Origin of the sequence: Rathayibacter tanaceti, assembly GCF_009834165.1 — a bacterium.
Taxonomy (GTDB): domain Bacteria; phylum Actinomycetota; class Actinomycetes; order Actinomycetales; family Microbacteriaceae; genus Rathayibacter; species Rathayibacter tanaceti.
Map to the genome: position 1 here is coordinate 129870 of NZ_CP047186.1, position 19961 is coordinate 149830.

The window sequence follows — 19961 nt, forward strand, 5'->3', positions numbered from 1 at the left end:
CCATCATGCAGGCCGGTCGGATGCCCCAGCAGGACGAGAAGTCCGCACTCGAGCAGTACGGCGTCAATCTGACGGCGATCGCGGCGAGCGGCAAGCTCGATCCGGTGATCGGGCGCGACGCCGAGATCCGGCGCGTCAGCCAGGTGCTCACGCGCCGCACCAAGAACAACCCCGTCCTCATCGGCGAGCCCGGCGTCGGCAAGACCGCCGTCGTCGAGGGGCTGGCGCAGCGGATCGTCGCAGGCGACGTCGCCGAGAGCCTCAAGGGCAAGCAGCTCGTGAGCCTTGACCTCTCTGCGCTGATCGCGGGCGCGAAGTACCGCGGCGAGTTCGAGGAGCGGCTGAAGGCCGTGCTCCAGGAGATCGAAGAGTCGGAAGGGCGCATCATCACCTTCATCGACGAGCTGCACACCCTGATGGGCGCGGGTGGCGGCGAGGGCTCGGTGGCGGCCGCGAACATGCTCAAGCCGATGCTGGCCCGCGGCGAGCTGCGGATGATCGGTGCCACGACGCTCGACGAGTACCGCCAGTACATCGAGAAGGACGCGGCGCTCGAGCGCCGGTTCCAGCAGGTGCTCGTCGGCGAGCCGAGCGTCGAGGACACGGTCGCGATCCTCCGCGGGTTGAAGGAGCGGTACGAGGCGCACCACAAGGTGGCCATCGCCGACTCCGCCCTCGTGGCCGCCGCCTCCCTCTCGAACCGCTACATCACCGCCCGGCAGCTGCCCGACAAGGCGATCGACCTGATCGACGAGGCCGCGTCGCGCCTGCGGATGGAGATCGACTCGGCGCCGGTCGAGATCGACGAGCTGCGCCGCTCCGTCGACCGGCTGAAGCTGGAGGAGCTGGCGCTGAAGAAGGAGAAGGACGAGGCCTCGAAGGCGCGGCTCGAGAAGCTGCGCGAGGATCTCGCGCGGCGCGGCTCGCAGCTCGAGGAGCTGCAGGAGCGCTGGGAGCGCGAGCGCGCTTCCCTCAACCGCGTGGGCGAGCTCAAGAACCGGCTCGACGCCCTGCGCATCGCGGCCGAGCGGGCGCAGCGCGAGGGCAAGCTCGAGCGCGCGTCGAAGCTGCTGTACGGCGACATCCCGGTGATCGAGCGCGAGCTCGCGGCGGCGGAGGCGGAGGAGGAGCCGGCGGAGGGCCGCATGGTCAACGAGCAGGTGACCGCCGACGACATCGCAGCCGTGATCGCTGCCTGGACGGGGATCCCCGTCGGCCGCCTGCTGCAGGGCGAGACCGAGAAGCTGCTGCACCTCGAGACCGAGCTGCATCGGCGGCTGATCGGGCAGGACGAGGCGGTCTCGGCCGTCTCCGACGCCGTCCGGCGCACGCGCGCGGGCATCTCCGACCCCGACCGGCCCACCGGCTCCTTCCTCTTCCTCGGCCCGACGGGTGTGGGCAAGACCGAGCTGGCGAAGGCGCTGGCCGACCATCTCTTCGACGACGAGAAGGCGATGGTGCGCATCGACATGTCCGAGTACGGCGAGAAGTTCGCCGTCTCTCGGCTGGTCGGCGCTCCTCCCGGCTACATCGGCTACGAGCAGGGCGGTCAGCTGACGGAGGCGGTGCGTCGGCGCCCCTACTCGGTGGTGCTCCTCGACGAGATCGAGAAGGCGCACCCCGAGGTGTTCGACGTGCTGCTCCAGGTGCTCGACGATGGTCGACTGACCGACGGGCAGGGGCGAACGGTCGATTTCCGCAACACGATCCTCATCCTCACCTCCAACCTGGGGTCGCAGTACCTCGTCGACCCGGTCCTCTCGCGGGCGCAGAAGGAGGAGGCGGTGCAGCAGATGGTGCGCCAGGCCTTCAAGCCGGAGTTCGTGAATCGACTCGACGACATCGTGATCTTCGACGCGCTCGACCGCACCGAGCTGGGCGAGATCGTGTCGCTGTACGTCGACCGGCTCTCGAAGCGGCTGGCGGAGCGGCGGCTCGACCTCGCCGTGACGCCGGCGGCGCGCGGCTGGCTGGCCGAGCGCGGCTACGACCCGCAGTACGGTGCACGGCCGCTGCGCCGGTTGATGCAGCGGGCGATCGACGATCAGCTGGCGACGGCGCTGTTGGGCGGTGCGATCCGCGACGGGGACGTGGTGCTGGTCGACGTGGCGGAGGACGGCGAGAGCCTCGCGGTGACGGCAGGCCTGAGGGCGGCGCCCTAGACGCGCTGCCGGGTCCGGGGGCTCTCGCGTTCGCTCCGGGCCCGCGGAGGCGGGGAGGAGCGGGCGAGGCGGGCGGAGGCTCCTCCACAGGGCGCGCGGGCCGGGCGATCGTCCACAGATGCGGGATCCGGGGTCTGGGGCCGCTGCGGTCTGCGTAGCGTCGTCGGCATGTCCTTCGAAGTCCTCGGCCCGCGCATGGCCGACCTCGCGCCGGAGCAGCGGCCGCGCGAGCGCCTGCGCGCCCGGGGCCCCGGCGCCCTCACCGATGCCGAGACCCTCGCGGTGCTCATCGGAGCCGGCGTGCGCGGCGCCAACGCCACCGTCGTCGCGCAGCGCCTCCTCGCGCGCTTCGGTGGTATCGACGCGGTGGCTCGCGCCGGAGTGTCCGATCTGATGCGGCACCGCGGCATCGGCGAGGTGGCCGCCTGCCGGCTCGTCGCCTCGTTCGAGCTGCGGCGCCGGATGAACCGCGCGTCGCGAGCGGCCCGTGTGACGGATGCGGTCGCGCTCGCCGAACTCGTCACTCCGCTCCTCGCCGATCGCCCGCTCGAGACCGTGCTGGCCGTCGCGCTCGGCGAGTCGGGTGCTGTGCGCGACGTGCTCACGCTGGCCGACGGCGCCCCGTCGCACGCCGAGCTGCCGCTGCCCGCCGTGCTCGCAGAGGTGCTCGCCCGCGGCGCCACCGGGGTCGGTCTCGCGCACAGTCATCCGGGCGACGCCGTTGTGCTGCCCTCCGACCGTGCGGCGACGAGGGCGCTCGCCGAGGGTGCCGAGGCCTGCGGCCTGCGGTTCCTCGCGCACATCGTGATCGGTCGCGACGGCTGGGTCGAGGCGCCGCCCTGACGGCGCCGCCCTGATGGCACCGCCGACCCGCGGCCGCCCGCTCGCGCGTTCGTGCAAGCCCCAAGTCCTCCCGACTCCGCCGCAGCGCTCGGGCGTAGCGTGGAGGAGTCCCCACCCCTCTCCCGACCAGGAGCATCCATGCGAGCAACACTCATCCACGGCGAGCGCGACATCCGTCTCGAGGAGGTCCCCGACCCGCAGCTGTCCACGGGCCACGACGCGATCGTGCGCGTCACCGCCGCCTGCGTCTGCGGCTCCGACCTCTGGCCGTACCGTGGCGTCACCCCCACCGCCGAGGCGCACCGTATCGGCCACGAGTTCGTCGGAGTCGTCGAGGCCGTCGGCGACCAGGTGCGCGAGGTCTCGGTCGGCGACTTCGTGATCGCCCCCTTCTACGTCTGCGACGGCACCTGCGCCAACTGCGCGAACGGCGTCTCCACCTCGTGTCTGAACGGCGGCTGGTGGGGTGCCGAGGTGCGTGAAGAGGGCTTCGCCGACGGCGCCCAGGGCGAGAAGGTCCGCGTCCCGCTGGCCGACGGCACCCTGTTCCGGGTCGGCACCGACCCCGATCCGGCGCTCATCCCGAGTCTGCTCACCCTCGCCGACGTGATGGGCACCGGGCACCACGCCGCGGTCTCCGCCGGAGTGACGGCCGGATCGACGGTCGCGGTGGTCGGCGACGGCGCGGTCGGCCTCTGCGCCGTCCTCGCGGCCAAGCGGCTCGGAGCGACCACCATCATCGCGATGTCGCGGCACGAGTCGCGTCAGAACCTGGCCCGCCGCTTCGGTGCGACGCACATCGTCGAGACCCGCGGAGACGAGGGGGTCGCGCGCGTGCGCGAGCTGACAGACGGCATCGGCGCCGACTGCGTGCTCGAATGCGTCGGCACCAAGGAATCGATGCAGCAGGCGCTCGACTCGGCCCGTCCCGGCGGCATGGTCGGCTACGTCGGTGTGCCCAACGGCGGCCCCGAGCTGCCCGTGCGCCAGATGTTCGGCTCCAACGTGGGCGTGAACGGCGGAGTCGCGCCGGTGCGCGGCTACATGGCGGAGCTCCTGCCCGACGTGCTCAGTGGCGCGATCGAGCCCGGCCTGGTCTTCGACCTGGAGCTGCCGCTCGAGGACATCGCGGAGGCGTACGCCGCGATGGACGAGCGTCGCGCCATCAAGACGCTCGTCCGCCCCTAGAAAGGCGCGCGGAGAGGGCCCTCGCGGCTCGGGATAGTAGCCTCCCGCGCATGACCGCGTCATCTCGCGGCGCCGCGAAGGTGCCCCTCTTCCATCCCGACCTCGCGATCGGCCGCTTCTTCCCACCCGTCTTCGTCGGCCCGCGCCTGGTGCGGCTGATCAACCGCAAGCAGCAGACGGGTGGGGAGGCGCCGCCGGACATCATCGTCGAGGACCTCGTGATCCCCGGCCCGGACGGAGTTCCGAGCGTCCGAGCGCGCAGCTACCGCCCGCGCACACTCCGCACGACGGCTCCGGCTCTGGTCTGGGTGCACGGCGGCGGCACGGTCCTCGGCAGCCACCTCCAGGACGAGGCGTCGAACATCGCCTTCGCGCGCACGCTCGGCATCTCCGTCCTCTCGGTCGGCTACCGGCTCGCGCCCACCCACCCCGCCCCGGCAGCCCTCGAGGACGTGCTGGCGGCGTTCCGCTGGCTCGCCGAACACGCCGACGAGCGCGGCGTCGATCCGCAGCGGATCGCGATCGGCGGAGCGAGCGCGGGCGGCGGGCTCGCGGCCGGCACCACCCTGCTCGCGCACGACCGCGGAGGACCGCAGCCCGCGTTCCAACTGCTCGTCTACCCCATGCTGGACGATCGGACCGTCACCCGCCCGGGCCCGACCCCTCCCGGCGTGCGCGTGTGGACGCCGCGCAGCAACCGCTTCGGCTGGTCCTCGTACCTCGGCGCGGAGCCCGGTGGCCCCGACGTCTCGGTCTACGCCGCACCCGCTCGCCGCGACGACCTCTCTGGTCTTCCGCCCGCGTGGATTGGCGTCGGCACACTCGACCTCTTCCACGACGAGGACGTCCGGTACGCCGAGCGCCTCCGCGCGGCCGGTGTCCCGTGCGAGCTCGAGATCGTGGAAGGGGCCTTCCACGGCTTCGATGCGCTCTTCCGCCGCAGCGGAGTGACGAAGCGTTTCTGGAGTGCGCAGTCCGCGGCGCTCGGGGCCGCGCTGGCCCCGTGACCGTCGCGCCGAGCGGACTCGCCGGGAGCGCTCCGCTGGCCGGAGGATGACACGATGGATCGGGCCCCGCTCGACGCGGCCGTGCCTGCGCCGGTCCGCTGATCGGATGCCCCAGCAGCTCCAGGAGGACCCGTGACCATCGACCGGCTTGCCACCCGCTACGAGATCGCCCTGCCGGCCTGGATCGCGGACGCGATCCGCGACGTCCCCGAGGTCCTCGCGACCGCGGAGGAGCGGATGGCGCTCGTGCACGCGCTCGCCGATCGCAACTTCCGCGAGGGCAACGGCGGACCGTTCGCCGCGATCGTCGTCGAGCGGGACTCCGGCCGTCTCGTCTCGGTCGGCGTGAACGTCGTGCTCGCGAGCGGAGTCTCGTCAGGGCACGCCGAGGTCACCGCGCTCGGTCTCGCGCAGACCTCCCTCGGCACCTGGGACCTCGGAGGCGAGGGGCTCCCCGCGCACGAGCTCGTCGTCAACTGGCGACCGTGCGTGCAGTGCTACGGAGCGACGCTGTGGTCGGGCGTGCGCCGCCTGGTCGTCGCGGGCTCCGGCCCCGAGCTGGAGGAGATCAGCACGTTCGACGAGGGGCCGATGCGCGAAGACTGGGCCGCCCAGTTCGAGGAGCGCGGCATCGAGGTGGTCGACGGAGTCCTGCGCGACGAGGCGCTCTCTGTCTTCCGCGCCTACCGGGCTCACGTGAACGCGGGCGCGGCGCTCGTCTACAACGCTCGCGCCACCCCCTGATGCGGTGCGGCTGACCTGCTGCGGCTGACGCGCCGAATCCGGTCCGAGCTGCCTCCCCCGACGAGAACGGGCGAGCCTCCGGAGGGAGCGCTCGCCCGTTCAGACGGAGACCGGGGCGTCAGCGCCACCAGTCGTCGAACATCGACAGCGGCACCTGGCGCTTGTGCTCGGTCGCGAGGTAGCGCGCCTCGATCGCCTCGGCGACGGCGGGATCCACGTCGCCGCCCTCCAGGTACTCGTCGAGGTCGGCGTAGGTGAGGCCGAGGTTGGTCTCGTCGGTCTGTCCGGGGTTCTCGTCGAGCAGATCCGCGGTCGGCGCCTTCTCGTAGAGGCGTGCGGGGGCGTCGAGATGCTCGAGGAGCGAGCGGCCCTGACGCTTGGTGAGACCGGTCAGCGGCAGGACGTCGGCTCCGCCGTCGCCGAACTTCGTGAAGAAGCCGGTGACGGCCTCGGCGGCGTGGTCGGTGCCGACGACGAGCATGCCTGCCTGTCCGGCGATCGCGTACTGCGCGATCATCCGTGCGCGGGCCTTCACGTTGCCCTTGACGAAGTCCGAGATCGGCTCGCCGACCGCGTCGCCGAAGGCCGCGGCGATGCCGTCGACGCCCTGCTGGATGTCGAAGACCACCTGGCGGTCGGGGCGGATGAAGGAGAGCGCGAGCTGCGCGTCCTCCTCGTCCGCCTGCACGCGGTACGGCAGACGGACCGCGGTGAAGGAGGCGTCGCCTCCGCTCTCGCGCACTCGTTCGACCGCGAGCTGGCAGAGGCGGCCGGCGAGGCTCGAGTCCTGCCCGCCGCTGATGCCGAGGACGAGGCCTTTCGCGCCGGTGCTGCGGAGGTACTCGGCGAGGAAGCCGCTGCGCCGGTCGACCTCGTCGGCCGGATCGACGGTGGGAGAGACGTGGAGCTCGGAGATGATCTGCTGGTGAACGTCGCGCACGGCCTCACGCTACTCCGGATGCGGCCGCCGAACTCGATCGACAGGAATCGGTCGCTGAGGCGGCGGCGGGTGCCGCCCTTCACCGCGACGGCGACGAGGCGGTTTCGTCCGGGCGCGGCTCGGTCGCGGTCCTCCCGACAGCGGCCATCGGTCGTCACACCTCAGGAGTCGACCGGACCGTCCGCTGTCCCGAGTTCCTCGCCGATCGCAGCCGACTCCTCGAGTGCTTGCCGCAGCCGCTCGTCGATGCGCAGGGTCATGGTGCCCGACTCGTCGATCGAGGAGACCGTCGTGACGACACCTCCACGAGAGAAATGGACGTTCAGTGACATCACGCCGCCGGGCACGAGCCCGTCTCCGATGATCCGCATGGTCACGGTGACGAGGTCGGAGACCGCGTCGAGGGTCTGCGGGCCGGTGAGGGGCAGAGTGATGAGCGTGTGTCGAGAGGGAACCGTGAAGAAGGTTCCGAACGGCGCGGACCCGATGACCGCGGGAAGGTTCGCAGCCTTCGAGGCGGTGAAGAGCGAATCGCCGACGATGACCTCGATTCCCGGGGTCGCCTCGTAGCGCTGATCGACGGGCTCGCGGTCGGTGTTCAGCTGGCCGAAGGCGTAGAGCTCGTCCTCGCCCAGCGCAAGCGTGCCGATAGCGGAGTCGGTGAGAGCGACCACGCAGCCGGGGAGGTCGATGCACAGTGCGATGACGATGCCCTCTGAGAACGGCCGCGCGTAGCGGAACGGGAAGTCGTCCGGCTGGTTGTCCCGGCTGCTCAGAAGACGGGTGCGGATGCGCGAGCGGAGTTCCTCGGGCGAGAAGCCTGCGAGGTCGGGCATGTCGGCGGAGGAGACGAGCCAGCCGATATGGTCGGCGATGATGGTCTCCGCCTCGTCGATCGGCGCTCCCAGCGTTTTCGCGAGCACGGTGAAGAGCGCGAAGCGTCGCGCATCGGCGGAGACAAGTTCTACGTCCTCGGGGTTCTCGCCGTGCCGCACCGTGGTCTCGACTCCCTGCTCAGCGAGCATTCGTCGCGCCGTCGCTGTCACCCACTCGACACGGTCTGCGGGTTGCGGCCTCTTCCTCCATCGCGTGAACAAACCCACCACGTCCTCCGTCTCAGATCGCTCGTGCTCGGAGCCTAGCGTGAGGGTTGCTCGGCTAAAGGCGATCGGTCGCGTCTGGGTGTCGACGATGCACCGCACGATCGTTGCGTCGTCGTCGTCGTCGTCGCTGTCGTCGCTCGCTCGCTCCTGCGTCGGTGGAGCTCGTGCCGGCCGCGGACGGCCTCGATCCGGCGGTCCCTGGATCGTCGATGGCGCGCACGTTCCGTGGGGAGCGCCTCCGAGCTGTGGTTCTGGTGTGCGCCTCAGCCGCGCTCCGCGACGATCCGGGCGATGCGCGCCGGGACCGTGTCGTCCTGGAGGCTCGTCACGTCACCGAGTGGCCGGCCGTCGCGGATGTCGCCGAGCAGGCGGCGCATGATCTTGCCGGAGCGGGTCTTGGGCAGGTCGGGCACCACCACCACGTCGCGCGGCTTGGCGATCGGCCCGATCGCGGTGGCGACGTGCTCGCGCAGCTGAGCGGAGAGCGACGCGCCGAGCGCGCTCCAGTAGGCAGGGTCCTCCGCGGCCCGGTCGACGGTCTCGTCGGACGGGATGACGAAGGCCGCGATCGCCTGCCCGGTCGTCGGGTCGGCGACTCCGACCACTCCGGCCTCGCCGACCGCCGGATGGGCGACGAGGGCCGATTCGATCTCGATCGTTGACAGGCGGTGGCCCGAGACGTTGATCACGTCGTCCACGCGGCCCAGCACCCAGATGTCCCCGTCGGCGTCGTACTTAGCGCCGTCGCCCGAGAAGAAGTAGCCCCGGGAGGCGTAGCGCGCCCAGTAGGAGTCGCGGTACCGCTCCGGATCCCCCCAGACAGTGCGGGCGAGCGCTGGTCCGGTGCCGTCGACCACGAGGTACCCGCCGGAGCCGTTCGGCACCCGCTCGCCGTTCTCGTCGACCACGAGCGTGCTCAGCCCCGGCAATGCGCCGAGGGAGGATCCGGGCTTGAGCGTCGAGACGCCCGGCAGCGGGCACATCACGGCGGCGCCCGTCTCGGACTGCCACCAGGTGTCGACGATCGGGCAGCGCCCGCCGCCGATCGCCTCGTGGAACCAGACCCACGCCTCGGGGTTGATCGACTCGCCGACCGTGCCGAGCAGGCGCAGGCTCGAGAGGTCGTACCGCTCCGGCACGCCCTCGGGGAACCACGTCATCAGCGTGCGGATCAGCGTCGGTGCCGTGTAGTAGACGGTCACCCCGTAGCGCTCGATGATCTCGAGGTGCCGCGCCGTGTGCGGGGTGTTCGGAGTGCCCTCGTAGATCACCTGGGTGAGCCCGTTCGAGAGCGGACCGTAGATCTCGTAGGTGTGCGCCGTCACCCAGGCGAGATCGGCGGTGCACCAGTGCACGTCGTCGGGCTTCGCGTCGAAGACCGCCCAGTGCGTCCACGAGGCCTGCGTCAGGTAGCCGCCGCTGGTGTGCACGAGGCCCTTCGGTTTCCCGGTCGTGCCGGAGGTGTAGATGATGAACAGCGGGGTCTCGGAGTCGAACGCCTCTGCCTCGTGGACATCGCTCTGGCCGTCGACGAGCTCGTGCCACCAGACGTCGCGGCCCGGGGTCCACGGCACGTCGGACTCGCCGGTGCGGCGGACGACCAGGACGTGCTCGATCGACGCGACGCCTTCGACGGCGTGATCGGCGCTCGCCTTGACCGGCACCGCGGCTCCGCGCCGGAACTGCCCGTCGGTGGTGACCAGCAGCTTGGCGCCGGTGTCCTCGACGCGGAACCGCACCGCCTCGGCCGAGAAGCCGCCGAAGACGAGTGAGTGGATCGCTCCGATGCGAGCGATCGCGAGCGTGATGACGACGGTCTCGGGGATCACCGGCAGGTAGACGACGACCCGGTCGCCCGCACCGATGCCCAGTGCTGTCAGTGCGTTCGCGGCTCGCGACACCTCCTTCTGCAGGTGCGCGTAGCTGATCGAGCGCCGGTCGCCGGGCTCGCCCTCGAAGTGCAGGGCGATCGTGTCGCCCCTCCCGGCGTCGACGTGGCGGTCGACGCAGTTGACGGCCACGTTGAGCCGACCGCCCTCGAACCAGGTGGCGCGCGGAACCGAGAGCGTTCCGTCGGGCAGCGGAGCGGCCGGCTCCCAGGTGCGTGCCGTGTGCCACGGTTCTGCCCAGTCGAGGCGGCGAGCCGCCTCCTCCCAGAACGCGACCGGATCGGACGCAGCGCGCGCGTACTCCTCCTGGCCCACGTTCGCTGCGGCGGCGAATGCCTCGGGAGGCGGGAACCGCCGGTGCTCGTCGAGCAGGTTGGCGATCGTGTCGCTCACTCTCGACGCTCCTTCCCGGGCGCTCACGCCCACTTCCTTACCGCGTAGCGCTGGAACACTCCGACGACCGCATCGGTGAGCTTGCCGAGGACGGCGAGCAGGATGATCGCGAGGAACACCCGATCGATCCGCCCGTTGTTCTGGCTGTCGATGAGCCGGAAGCCCAGGCCCATCGAGGAGGCGATCAGCTCGGACGCGACGAGGAACAGCCAGGACTGGGCGAGCGCGAGGCGCAGCCCCGAGATCACGGAGGGGATCACCGCGGGCAGCTGCACCGTCGTGAATAGCCGCACGCCCGAGAGCCCGAAGGCGCGGCCCGCCTCGACCAGGTGTCGGTCGACGTGTCCGAGTGCGGTGGCGACCGTGGTGAACACGGGGAAGAACGCGCCGATGGTGATCAGCGTGATCTTCGACTCCTCACCGATCCCCATCCAGAGCAGCAGGAGCGGGACCCAGGCGAGCGAGGGCACCGCGCGGATCGCGCCGAGAGTCGGACCGAGGACGACCTCCCAGATGCGGGAGAGCCCGAACAGGGCGCCGACGACCAGGCCGAGGACAGACCCGAGAGCGAAGCCGATGAGCACCCGCTGGGTCGAGATGGCGATGTCCTGGCCGAGGTCGCCTCGCTGTGCGAGATCCACACCGGCCGCCCACACCATCGCGGGCGAGGGGAACACCGACACCGGCACCAGGCCCGTCGCGGTCGCGATCTGCCAGGCGAGTAGCAGCACGACCGGCAGGGTCGCTCCGCCCACCACCACGAACCAGCGTCGCGAGCCGAGCGGACGCGTGCGGGCCGCCGCATCGTCGCGCACCCGCTTCTGCGAGGCGGAGACGCTCGGCCCGACGACGGCGGCTCCGACCGTGCCGGGAGCCGGCACCAGGCCAGTGCCGCGCCGGATCAGGTCGGCGTCGGTCGCCTCGTCGTCTCGGATCGCCATGGTCGTCTCCTCGGGAGCTGTCGTGGTCGTGGAGCGGCGGGTCAAGCCCCGATGGCAGTGGGATCGGCCGCCGTCGCGTAGGTGTCGTCGAACAGCGACTCGAGCGCATCATCGACCTGCTGCTGCGAGGCGACGTCGCCGTTCGCGACGAAGATCGGGCCGATCACGGCGAGCACGTCGGTCTGCGCGGAGCCCGGGACGTTGTCGACGTCGAGGTTGCTCCGCTCAGTGATGACCGTGGTCGCCACCGCCACGTCGAGTCCGGCGACCGAGGCGAGGATGCTCGCCGTCTCGTCCTGGTTCTCGAGAGCCCAGGCGCGGGCGTGCTCGTAGGCGTTCACGACGGTCTGCGCGAGGTCGGGCTTCTCGGCGAGGAAGCTCTCGGTCGCGTTGAGCAGGCCGTAGGAGTTGAAGTCGACGTTGCGGTACAGCAGCGTCGCGCCGGCGGCCTCTGCGCCGGCCATGATCGGATCGAGGCCGGCCCACGCGTCGACGGAGCCGTTCTGCAGCGCGGCCCAGCCGTCGGCGTGCTGGAGGTTCTGCACCGTGACGTCGTCGATGCCGAGGCCGGCGGCCTCGAGCGCCTGCACGAGGAAGAAGTAGGGGTCGGTGCCCTTGGTGGCCGCGATCTGCTTGCCCTTCAGCTGCTCGACCGAGGTGATCGCCGAGCCGGCGGGGACGACGAGGGCCGACCACTCCGGCTGCGAGAAGATGTCGATCGTCGTGATGGGCGAGCCGTTCGAGCGCGCGAGCAGCGCCGCTGAGCCGGCGGTCGAGCCGACGTCGATCGCTCCGGCGCGCAAGGCCTCGTTGGCCTTGTTGGAGCCGGCGGACTGCACCCACGCCACGGTGACCTGCTGCTCGGCGAGGGCCGCCTCGAGCCAGCCCTTCTCCTTGATGACCAGGCTCAGCGGGTTGTAGGTCGCGAAGTCGAGCGTGAGGGTGCCGCCCCGGGTGCCGCCGGCCCCGGCGGTTGCGGCTGCCGCACCTGCGCCGCCCTCGCCCTGGACGCAGCCGGCGAGGAGCGGGACGGCAGCGGCCGTGAGCAGACCGGCGAGTGCGGTGCGGCGGGAGAGGGGTGTGCTGGTGAACGACATGGGGGCCTCGACTTCGGGTGCGGTGACAGGACTGAGTGTGGGGGACACGGGCGGGGAGCGGAGCGCGGGGCGGATCGATCGGTGGACAGGCAGTGAAACCGGGGCCTGGGGAGGGAGCTAGTGCCGCTCGATTCCGAGCCCGACGAGCAGGTCGGCGCGGCGCTCGGCGAGCTCCGCCGAGCCGCGGTCGCGAGGCCGGGCGCCGGGGACGGCCATGATCCGCTGGATGCGCGAGACGCCTCCCGGCTCGTCGCGACCCAGCAGCACGATGCGGTCGGCCAGCTGCAGCGCCTCGTCGACGTCGTGGGTCACGAGCAGGACGGTCGCCGGGGCGGCCGCATGCACGTCGAGCAGCAGGTCCTGCATCCGCAGCCGGGTCAGCGCGTCGAGCGCGCCGAACGGCTCGTCGAGGAGGAGGACGCCGGGGTTTCGCGCGAGGGCGCGCGCCAGGGAGGCGCGCTGGGCCATCCCTCCCGAGACCTCGCGCGGTCGCGAGCGCTCATGAGCGCTGAGCCCGACCAGCGAGAGCAGCTCGTCGACCGCGGCCCGGGCGGCGGGACGGGGTGTGCCGCGCGGGAGGCCGAGGGCGATGTTCTCGGCGATGCTCCGCCACGGCAGCAGACGCGGCTCCTGGAACGCCACCGCGCAGCGCGGGTCGATGCCCGACACCGGCGATCCGTCGATGAGCACGGAGCCCTCGGAGGCGCTGTCCAGCCCCGCCGCGATGCGCAGGAGGGTCGACTTGCCGCATCCACTCGGCCCGAGGATCGCGATGACCTCGCCCGCAGTGACATCGAGCGAGACGTCGGTCAGGACGGGAGCGCCCGGCGTGAACGTGCGGCCCACGGCCTCGAACCGCACCGGGAACGCCGACTGGCCGAGCTCGGCGTCGAAGGCCAGGCTCGTGCGGGCGGCGGGGGTGGCGGGCATGGTGCTCCGGGCGGCGGGGCGGGCGGGCGGATCGTCCGATCGTACGGACGAGCCACCGCCGCCCGCGCCCCGCGCGACACGGGGAGTAACACAGAAGGCCTCCCTGCCCGCAGGCGCGGGCGGGAGGCCTTCATCGGACTGCTGGCAGCTAGGACTGCACGAGCACGAGCTCCTTGAGCGGCAGGCGCGTGCGCGGAGCGGTCTCGCGCTCGCGGAGCACGTCGTTCGCCAGCTCGTCGGGACTCGCGACGACCCCCACCGCGGCGACGGTCACCGGGTCGAGGCGCTCGTCGACACCGAATGCGGCGCGCACGCCGTCCTTGTCGAAGCCGGCCATCTGGTGCACGTGCAGGCCCTCGTGGTGGGCCTGCACGCTCAGGTGCGCCATCGCCTGGCCGAGGTCGTAGACGGCCCACGGCCGCGGCGCGCCCTCGGCGTCGACGGTCTCGGTGAGCGCGACGATCAGGGCGGAGGCGGAGCCTGCCCAGGCGCCGTTGAACCCCGCGAGGGTCGAGACGATGCGGTCGAACTCCTCGGTGCCGCGCCGGGCGACGATGAAGCGCCAGGGCTGCGAGTTGCTCGCGGAGGGGGACCAGCGCGCGGCCTCGAGGAGCGAGGCGAGGGTGCCGTCGGCGATCGCCGCGGTCGCGTCGAAGGAGCGGGGGCTCCAGCGCTCGGCGAGCACCTCGAGGATCGGGGCGCTGGTGCTGGCTGTGCGGGGGGAGGTGAGGGTCATCGAGGGCTTCCTTCGAGCGGGGACAGGGGGGAGAGGCTCCGTTGCCCGCTCGTCGTCAACCACGTCCGCGGCCCGCGCATTCCCGCTCGTCCCCGCGCGCCCCTGGGCCCCGGTTCGCCCATGGAGGACCCGGGCGCCTCCGAGCCCCGAAACGGTACGGTGGGAGGTGGCGTGGTCATCCCGCGCACCACCTTTCACGACTCTGGAGGATCATCCATGGCCCAGCACTTCGACGTCGTCGTTCTGGGGGCGGGCCCCGGCGGGTACGTGGCCGCGATCCGCGCCGCCCAGCTCGGCAAGTCCGTCGCCGTCGTCGAGAAGCAGTACTGGGGCGGTGTGTGCCTCAACGTCGGCTGCATCCCGTCCAAGGCGCTGCTGCGCAACGCGGAGCTCGCCCACCTCTTCCACACCCAGGCGAAGCAGTTCGGCATCTCGGGAGACGTCTCCTTCGACTTCGGCGCGGCGTTCGACCGCAGCCGCTCCGTCGCCGACGGGCGCACCAAGGGCGTCCACTTCCTGATGAAGAAGAACAAGATCGCTGAGTTCGACGGCGTCGGCTCCTTCACCGGCCCGAAGGGGCTCGACGTCCAGCTGAGCACGGGCGGCACGGAGTCGCTGACCTTCGACGACGCGATCATCGCGACCGGCGCGAGCGTGCGCCTCCTCCCCGGTGTCGAGCTCTCGGAGAACGTCGTCACCTACGAGACGCAGATCATGACCCGCGAGCTCCCCGACACGATGGCCATCGTGGGCGCAGGCGCGATCGGCATGGAGTTCGCCTACGTCCTCAAGAACTACGGCGTCGATGTCACGATCATCGAGTTCATGGACCGAGCGCTCCCCAACGAGGACCCGGACGTCTCGAAGGAGATCCAGAAGCAGTACAAGAAGCTCGGCGTCGAGATCCTGACCTCCACCAAGGTCGAGTCGGTCGTCGACAAGGACGGCTACGTGACGGTCACCTACACGGCCAAGGACGGCACGCAGTCGAGCCTCGAGGTCGACAAGGTCCTGATGTCGATCGGTTGGGTCCCGCGCACCGAGGGCTTCGGCCTCGAGAACACCGGCGTCGAGCTCACCGAGCGCGGCGCGATCGCGATCGACGACAACATGCGCACCACCGTTCCCCACATCTACGCCATCGGTGACGTCACCGCGAAGCTCCAGCTCGCGCACGTCGCGGAGGCGCAGGGCGTCGTCGCCGCCGAGACCCTCGCCGGTGCCGAGACCCAGACGCTGGGCGACTACCGGATGATGCCGCGCGCGACGTTCTGCCAGCCGCAGATCGCCTCCTTCGGTCTCACCGAAAAGCAGGCGACGGACGAGGGCCATGAGATCACCGTCTCGACCTTCCCCTTCATGGCGAACGGCAAGGCGCACGGCCTCGGCGAGCCCACCGGCTTCGTGAAGCTCATCGCGAGCAAGAAGTACGGCGAGCTCCTCGGCGCCCACATGATCGGACCGGACGTCTCGGAGCTGCTGCCCGAGCTCACGCTCGCCCAGAAGTGGGACCTCACCGCGACCGAGCTGGCCCGCAACGTGCACACCCACCCGACCCTCTCGGAGGCGCTGCAGGAGGGCTTCCACGGTCTCAAGGGGCACATGATCAACATGTAGGGCTCGTCCCTCCACGACCTCCGGCTCGCAGGACCTCGCTCGGCTCGTCCGATCGCGCGGTTCCTGCGAGCCGGAGCCGTTTCCGGGCGTCGGAGCGGCGCGGCAGGGTGTCAGAAGAGGGTCGGCTCGGCAGGAGGACCCGCCGTGGTCTCCTGATCCTGCTTCAGGAGTCGGAGGAAGGCGTGGTTGACGAACAACCGCTCCCGCCCGATCGGAGTGTCGGTGAGGATTCCGCGCTCCACCATCGCGGACAGCCAGGAGCGCGCCGTCGGTCGGGAGACTCCGCATCGGGCCATGACGGTCCGGATGCGGCAGTACGGCTCCTCGAACAACACCTCGAGGAGATCGGCGTTCGCGCCCCCGGGCAGCGCACTCCGCATCTCCTCGCGCACCGTCTCCCGCAGCGCACCGATCGTGTCGATCGTGGCGAGCGTCCACTGGGATGTCTCGCGGATTCCCTCGAGCATGAAGAGGAGCCATTGCTCCCAGGCTCCCTCGGATGTGACGGCGAGCAGCAGCCGGTAGTACTCGCTCTTTCGGCGGATGATGTACCGCGAGAGGTAGAGGATCGGCGAGGACAGGAGGCCGTGCTCCACGAGGATCAGCATGTTCATGACCCGTCCCGTCCGTCCGTTGCCGTCCTCGAACGGGTGGATGGCGTCGAATTGGTAGTGCGCGGCCGCCATGACGATCAGCGGATCGAGCCCCTCCGACTCATGGATGAACGTCTCCCAGTTGGACAGGAGGCCGGTGATCGTTCCGATTCCGACCGGGGGCGTGTAGGCGTGCTCCCCGGTCAGCGGATCGCCGATGAAGGTTCCCGGTCTGTCCCGGAGCGTCATCTCGTGCTGCTTGATGATCGAGCACGCCTCGATCGAGGTCCGAAGGGTGACCGACCGCTTCGATACCAGCGCGAAGCCCTCGAACAGAGCTCGGCGGTACCGCAGCGCCTCGCGCGTGGCAGGATCGGCGGCGGCGTCCTCATCGTCGGCGAAGCGGAAGAGCTCGTCCGACGTGGTGACGATGTTCTCGATCTCGGAGCTCGCCTGCGCTTCGAGGAGCTGGATGCTGTTCACCAGAACCGCGGGATTCGGGAGCGATCGCGACGCCTGCTCGAGCGCGGCGAGGGCGGCGCGTGCGGCGATCGTCGCTCGGAGAACCGCGCGCGTCTCCAGGTCCGCGGAAGGAGGAAGGAGCGGCAGCTCGTTGTACGGCGTGTTCGGCGTCCAGGGCACCTAGGAGAGTAGAAATCGACGTGGAAAGAATCGAGCAGTTTCTTTAAACGAAACTCGGACGGCGCAAAAAACTTGCTACGACGATCAGGACGTTCCCGCTATCGTGACCGGATGGATCCGCTGCTGCTCGATCGACTCGCCGCCGACGCCTGGCCCGCGCTCGTGCGCCGTCCGCTCGGCGCGTGGGAGCTGCGCGCCTCCGCGGGAGTGACCAAGCGCGCCAACTCGTTGCTCGCCTCCGGAGACGTCGCCGACCAGAGCGCCGCCCTCGACGCGGCGGAGCGGTTCGCCCGCGAGCACGGCGTCGCGCCCCTCGTGCAGGTCGGCCCGCCGAGCCCCGCCGGGCTGACCGGGCTCCTTGAGGAGCGCGGCTACGCGCCGATCGACCGCACGCTCGTGCTGACCGGATCGGTCCAGGAGGCGCTCGCCGCGCTGCCCGCGCCGGCGCCGTCCGTCCGCGTCACCGAGACTCCCGACCAGGACTGGCTCGCCCTCTGGTGGTCCGTGGACGGTCGCGGAGGTGCGGACGAGCGCGCGGTCGCCGAGCGCATCCTCGCCGGCTGTCCCGCCTCCTACGCCCTCGTCGTCGACGGAGCAGGCCCCGCCGCGACCGGCCGTCTCGCGTTCGTCACGGCGCAGGACGGAGAGCTCTGGGGCGGCCTCTTCGGCCTGGCGACCCGCCCTGACGCACGCCGCCGCGGCCTCGCCTCCGCCACGATCCGCGCCCTCCTCGAGGAGGCGTCGCGCCGAGGCATCGAGCGCTTCTGGCTCCAGGTGCTCGCCGACAACGCGGGCGCCCGACGCCTCTACGCGTCCCTCGGCTGTCGCGAATCCTCCTGGTACGAGTACTGGCGCTGAGCCCCGCCCGCGAGATGCCACTCCTGCACGCGACACGCCGGCGAAAGCGTGCATACGTCGAGGCTCGCGGAAGCCGAGGAGAAGGGTCAGGCGTTCGCGAGCACGGCGCGGGTGACGGCCTCGGCCTTCGCCGGATCTCCGGTGACGGTCACCCGCCACCACACGTCGTCCGCGAGCGCGTCGATCTCGCAGACGCCCCCGGCACAGCCGGTGAGGGCCTTCTCGCCGAAGCCGTCCAGCGGCTCGAGGGGGATGGCCAGGCCGGAGGTCAGCGAGAGGTTCCGCCAGCCGTCGTCCCCGTTCGGGAGCGCGTCGACCGTCAGGCCTGAATAGGCCGCGCTGGTCGCGTCGCTCCAGCTGCAGGAGGCGTACCCGGCACGGGCGGCGGCCGCGGCGGCCGCGGTCGTCGGCGTCCCGGTCCCGGCCCCCGCGATCGCCTCGGCGAGCCCGGCGGTGCCGGCCAGCTGCTCGGCGGTGAGGATCTCGGCGCAGGCGGGCACTGTCGCGGTCACCGGCTCGTCGAGCGTGCCGCGCGCACCGGCCGCCGTTCCTGTCGCGAGCGCCACCAGGTCCACGTCGGAGGGGGCGCCGCGCAGCTGCAGAGACACCCAGGTGGTGTCGGCGAGCAGGTCGACGTCGCAGCTGCCGTCGGTGCACGACCCGTAGGCCTCGACGTCGGTCGCGAGCCGCACGCCCGGCCGTCCGACGAAGGCGTCGGCCGCGCCCTCTGCCGCTGTCGCCGTGATCGAGGCGTCCTCGTCGTACCATGCGCAGCGGAGCAGACCGCCGTTCTCTTCCGCCGCCTCCCGGATCAGCTCGCCCGAGGAGCGCACCGACACCTCCCGGCTCCCCTCGAGGGTGCTGCGGGTCACGCCGAGGGCGGTCGCGGCGCGGGAGGCGGGCAGCAGCGAGTCGCAGCCCAGCCGACTCGACGCGATCGCCGAGGCCGTCGGAGTGCCGGCCGAGGGAGTCGGAGTGCCGCTGGACGTCGCGGTCGGGCTCCCCGTGGTGGCGGCGTCCGGCTGTGGAGCCGACGTGCAGCCGGCGAGAGCCGCCAGCAGGGCCAGGCCGGTGACGGCGAGGCGGGCCCTCATGCCGACAGCTCGCGCTCGACCGCGGCCGCGAAGGCGTCGATGTCGTCCTCCGTGGTGTCGAAGGAGCAGACCCAGCGCACCTCTCCGGTGGCCGGGTTCCAGTCGTAGAAGCGGTAGGCGGTGCGGAGGCGGTCGGCCACGCCCGCCGGCAGAGTCGCGAACACGGCGTTCGCCTGCGTCGGCTGCGTGAACGCGAGCCCGGTGATCCGACCGGCCGCGAGCGCCTCCTCGAGCTGCGAGCGCAGCCGCGCCGCCATGGCGTTCGCGTGACGCGCCGAGCGCAGCCACAGCGGCTCCTCCTCGTCGCCGTCGCCGAGCAGCGCGAGCAGCTGCGCCGAGATGAAGCGCATCTTCGACGAGAGCTGCATGTTGGTCTTGCGGAGGAAGGTCAGCCCGCTGGACGCCTCCGGATCGAGCACGACGATCGCCTCGCCGAGCAGGATGCCGTTTTTCGTACCGCCGAACGAGAGCACGTCCACCCCGGCGTCGGTGGTGAAGGAGCGCAGCGGCTCGCCGAGCGCGGCGGCGGCGTTCGCGATGCGGGCGCCGTCCATGTGCAGCCGCATGCCGCGGGAGTGCGCGTGATCGGCGAGCGCTCGCACCTCCTCCGGCGTGTAGACGGTGCCGAGCTCGGAGGACTGCGTGATCGAGACTACGAGCGGCTGGGCGCGGTGCTCGTCGCCGAAGCCCCACGCCTCCTCGTCGACCAGCGCGGGAGTGAGCTTGCCGTCGGGCGAGGCGACGGTGAGGATCTTGATGCCGCCGACCTTCTCGGGCGCGCCGCCCTCGTCGGAGTTGATGTGCGCGGTGCCCGCCGAGACCACGGCACCCCAGCGCGGCAGCATCGACTGCAGCCCGGTCACGTTCGCGCCCGTGCCGTTGAAGACCGGGAACGCCTCGGCCTGCTCGCCGAACTCGCGGCGGAACGCCTCCTGCAACCGCTCGGTGTAGACGTCCTCGCCGTAGGCGATCTGGTGCGCTCCGTTGGCGGCGGCGATCGCGGCGAGGACCTCGTCGTGCACTCCGGAGTAGTTGTCGGAGGCGAAGCCGCGGACGTCGGGATCGTGCAGAGCGCTCATCCCTCCATCCTCGCAGGCCCTCGCCCGGAGGAGCCCCGGCGCCCTCCGTGCCCTCCGCGGGCCGCGCGTGTTTCGGGCAGGTGAACTGACGACGACCCGACGGCC

At 71.4% G+C, this 19961-nt stretch carries 17 protein-coding genes; 7 read left to right on the forward strand and 10 right to left on the reverse strand.

What is annotated here, in order from left to right:
- Positions 1 to 20: 20 nt before the first annotated feature.
- The 5 genes from GSU10_RS00555 to GSU10_RS00575 all read left to right on the forward strand — a co-directional run bounded on the left by GSU10_RS00555 (position 21) and on the right by GSU10_RS00575 (position 5944).
- Positions 21 to 2162, forward strand: a complete 2142-nt coding sequence (locus GSU10_RS00555; RefSeq protein ID WP_413784030.1) for an ATP-dependent Clp protease ATP-binding subunit — start codon at positions 21 to 23, stop codon at positions 2160 to 2162.
- Positions 2163 to 2330: 168 nt separating this feature from the next.
- Positions 2331 to 3005 carry a JAB domain-containing protein gene (locus GSU10_RS00560; RefSeq protein WP_132504654.1) on the forward strand — a complete coding sequence of 225 codons (675 nt, stop codon included), beginning with the start codon at positions 2331 to 2333 and terminating at the stop codon, positions 3003 to 3005.
- 138 nt (positions 3006 to 3143) lie between these two features.
- Positions 3144 to 4193 carry a zinc-dependent alcohol dehydrogenase family protein gene (locus GSU10_RS00565; RefSeq protein ID WP_132504656.1) on the forward strand — a complete coding sequence of 350 codons (1050 nt, stop codon included), beginning with the start codon at positions 3144 to 3146 and terminating at the stop codon, positions 4191 to 4193.
- A 50-nt stretch (positions 4194 to 4243) separates the two neighbouring features.
- Positions 4244 to 5200 carry an alpha/beta hydrolase gene (locus GSU10_RS00570; protein WP_068211479.1) on the forward strand — a complete coding sequence of 319 codons (957 nt, stop codon included), beginning with the start codon at positions 4244 to 4246 and terminating at the stop codon, positions 5198 to 5200.
- 132 nt (positions 5201 to 5332) lie between these two features.
- A complete protein-coding gene (locus GSU10_RS00575) occupies positions 5333 to 5944 on the forward strand; it encodes a nucleoside deaminase (RefSeq protein ID WP_199220837.1) in 612 nt (203 codons plus the stop codon).
- A 118-nt stretch (positions 5945 to 6062) separates the two neighbouring features.
- On the opposite strand, the gene nadE is transcribed toward GSU10_RS00575, so the two are convergent.
- From nadE to GSU10_RS00610, 7 genes are all read right to left on the reverse strand, one after another.
- Positions 6063 to 6884, reverse strand: coding sequence for an ammonia-dependent NAD(+) synthetase (gene nadE, locus GSU10_RS00580; RefSeq protein ID WP_068211482.1), 822 nt, complete (start codon positions 6882 to 6884; stop codon positions 6063 to 6065).
- A 161-nt stretch (positions 6885 to 7045) separates the two neighbouring features.
- Positions 7046 to 7909 carry a hypothetical protein gene (locus tag GSU10_RS00585; protein WP_236713615.1) on the reverse strand — a complete coding sequence of 288 codons (864 nt, stop codon included), beginning with the start codon at positions 7907 to 7909 and terminating at the stop codon, positions 7046 to 7048.
- 341 nt (positions 7910 to 8250) lie between these two features.
- Entirely contained in the window at positions 8251 to 10269 is a 2019-nt protein-coding gene (gene acs / locus GSU10_RS00590; RefSeq protein WP_068211488.1) for an acetate--CoA ligase, read from the reverse strand.
- Positions 10270 to 10292: 23 nt separating this feature from the next.
- Positions 10293 to 11210, reverse strand: coding sequence for an ABC transporter permease (locus tag GSU10_RS00595; protein WP_082845157.1), 918 nt, complete (start codon positions 11208 to 11210; stop codon positions 10293 to 10295).
- A gap of 41 nt (positions 11211 to 11251) precedes the next feature.
- Complete coding sequence (locus GSU10_RS00600; protein WP_068211491.1) at positions 11252 to 12307, reverse strand: aliphatic sulfonate ABC transporter substrate-binding protein; 1056 nt, start codon at positions 12305 to 12307, stop codon at positions 11252 to 11254.
- 117 nt (positions 12308 to 12424) lie between these two features.
- On the reverse strand, positions 12425 to 13237 hold the full coding sequence (locus tag GSU10_RS00605; RefSeq protein ID WP_068211493.1) for an ABC transporter ATP-binding protein: 813 nt from the start codon (positions 13235 to 13237) through the stop codon (positions 12425 to 12427).
- A 148-nt stretch (positions 13238 to 13385) separates the two neighbouring features.
- Complete coding sequence (locus tag GSU10_RS00610; protein ID WP_068213125.1) at positions 13386 to 13973, reverse strand: nitroreductase family protein; 588 nt, start codon at positions 13971 to 13973, stop codon at positions 13386 to 13388.
- 216 nt (positions 13974 to 14189) lie between these two features.
- Between GSU10_RS00610 and lpdA the strand changes: the two genes are divergently transcribed.
- Positions 14190 to 15590, forward strand: coding sequence for a dihydrolipoyl dehydrogenase (lpdA, locus tag GSU10_RS00615; protein ID WP_132504658.1), 1401 nt, complete (start codon positions 14190 to 14192; stop codon positions 15588 to 15590).
- Positions 15591 to 15700: 110 nt separating this feature from the next.
- Here lpdA and GSU10_RS00620 read toward each other — a convergent pair whose 3' ends face one another.
- Positions 15701 to 16825 carry a Fic family protein gene (locus GSU10_RS00620; RefSeq protein WP_068213123.1) on the reverse strand — a complete coding sequence of 375 codons (1125 nt, stop codon included), beginning with the start codon at positions 16823 to 16825 and terminating at the stop codon, positions 15701 to 15703.
- A 111-nt stretch (positions 16826 to 16936) separates the two neighbouring features.
- Between GSU10_RS00620 and GSU10_RS00625 the strand changes: the two genes are divergently transcribed.
- On the forward strand, positions 16937 to 17683 hold the full coding sequence (locus tag GSU10_RS00625) for a GNAT family N-acetyltransferase (RefSeq protein WP_132504660.1): 747 nt from the start codon (positions 16937 to 16939) through the stop codon (positions 17681 to 17683).
- Positions 17684 to 17769: 86 nt separating this feature from the next.
- On the opposite strand, the gene GSU10_RS00630 is transcribed toward GSU10_RS00625, so the two are convergent.
- Complete coding sequence (locus GSU10_RS00630; RefSeq protein WP_132504662.1) at positions 17770 to 18777, reverse strand: hypothetical protein; 1008 nt, start codon at positions 18775 to 18777, stop codon at positions 17770 to 17772.
- Positions 18774 to 19856 (reverse strand): threonine aldolase family protein, encoded by a 1083-nt coding sequence (locus GSU10_RS00635; RefSeq protein ID WP_132504664.1) that lies wholly within the window; start codon positions 19854 to 19856, stop codon positions 18774 to 18776. Before GSU10_RS00635 ends, GSU10_RS00630 begins: the two co-directional genes overlap by 4 nt.
- Between the last annotated feature and the right edge of the window lie 105 nt (positions 19857 to 19961).

Excerpts from the sequence above, each read along its gene's own strand:
- GSU10_RS00555 (WP_413784030.1), top strand. The coding sequence starts at position 21 with ATGCCCCAGCAGGACGAGAAGTCCGCACTCGAGCAGTACGGCGTCAAT.
- GSU10_RS00560 (WP_132504654.1), top strand. The coding sequence starts at position 2,331 with ATGTCCTTCGAAGTCCTCGGCCCGCGCATGGCCGACCTCGCGCCGGAG.
- GSU10_RS00565 (WP_132504656.1), top strand. The coding sequence starts at position 3,144 with ATGCGAGCAACACTCATCCACGGCGAGCGCGACATCCGTCTCGAGGAG.
- GSU10_RS00570 (WP_068211479.1), top strand. The coding sequence starts at position 4,244 with ATGACCGCGTCATCTCGCGGCGCCGCGAAGGTGCCCCTCTTCCATCCC.
- GSU10_RS00585 (WP_236713615.1), bottom strand. The coding sequence starts at position 7,909 with ATGCTCGCTGAGCAGGGAGTCGAGACCACGGTGCGGCACGGCGAGAAC.
- GSU10_RS00595 (WP_082845157.1), bottom strand. The coding sequence starts at position 11,210 with ATGGCGATCCGAGACGACGAGGCGACCGACGCCGACCTGATCCGGCGC.
- GSU10_RS00600 (WP_068211491.1), bottom strand. The coding sequence starts at position 12,307 with ATGTCGTTCACCAGCACACCCCTCTCCCGCCGCACCGCACTCGCCGGT.
- GSU10_RS00605 (WP_068211493.1), bottom strand. The coding sequence starts at position 13,237 with ATGCCCGCCACCCCCGCCGCCCGCACGAGCCTGGCCTTCGACGCCGAG.
- GSU10_RS00610 (WP_068213125.1), bottom strand. The coding sequence starts at position 13,973 with ATGACCCTCACCTCCCCCCGCACAGCCAGCACCAGCGCCCCGATCCTC.
- lpdA (WP_132504658.1), top strand. The coding sequence starts at position 14,190 with ATGGCCCAGCACTTCGACGTCGTCGTTCTGGGGGCGGGCCCCGGCGGG.
- GSU10_RS00625 (WP_132504660.1), top strand. The coding sequence starts at position 16,937 with ATGGATCCGCTGCTGCTCGATCGACTCGCCGCCGACGCCTGGCCCGCG.
- GSU10_RS00630 (WP_132504662.1), bottom strand. The coding sequence starts at position 18,777 with ATGAGGGCCCGCCTCGCCGTCACCGGCCTGGCCCTGCTGGCGGCTCTC.
- GSU10_RS00635 (WP_132504664.1), bottom strand. The coding sequence starts at position 19,856 with ATGAGCGCTCTGCACGATCCCGACGTCCGCGGCTTCGCCTCCGACAAC.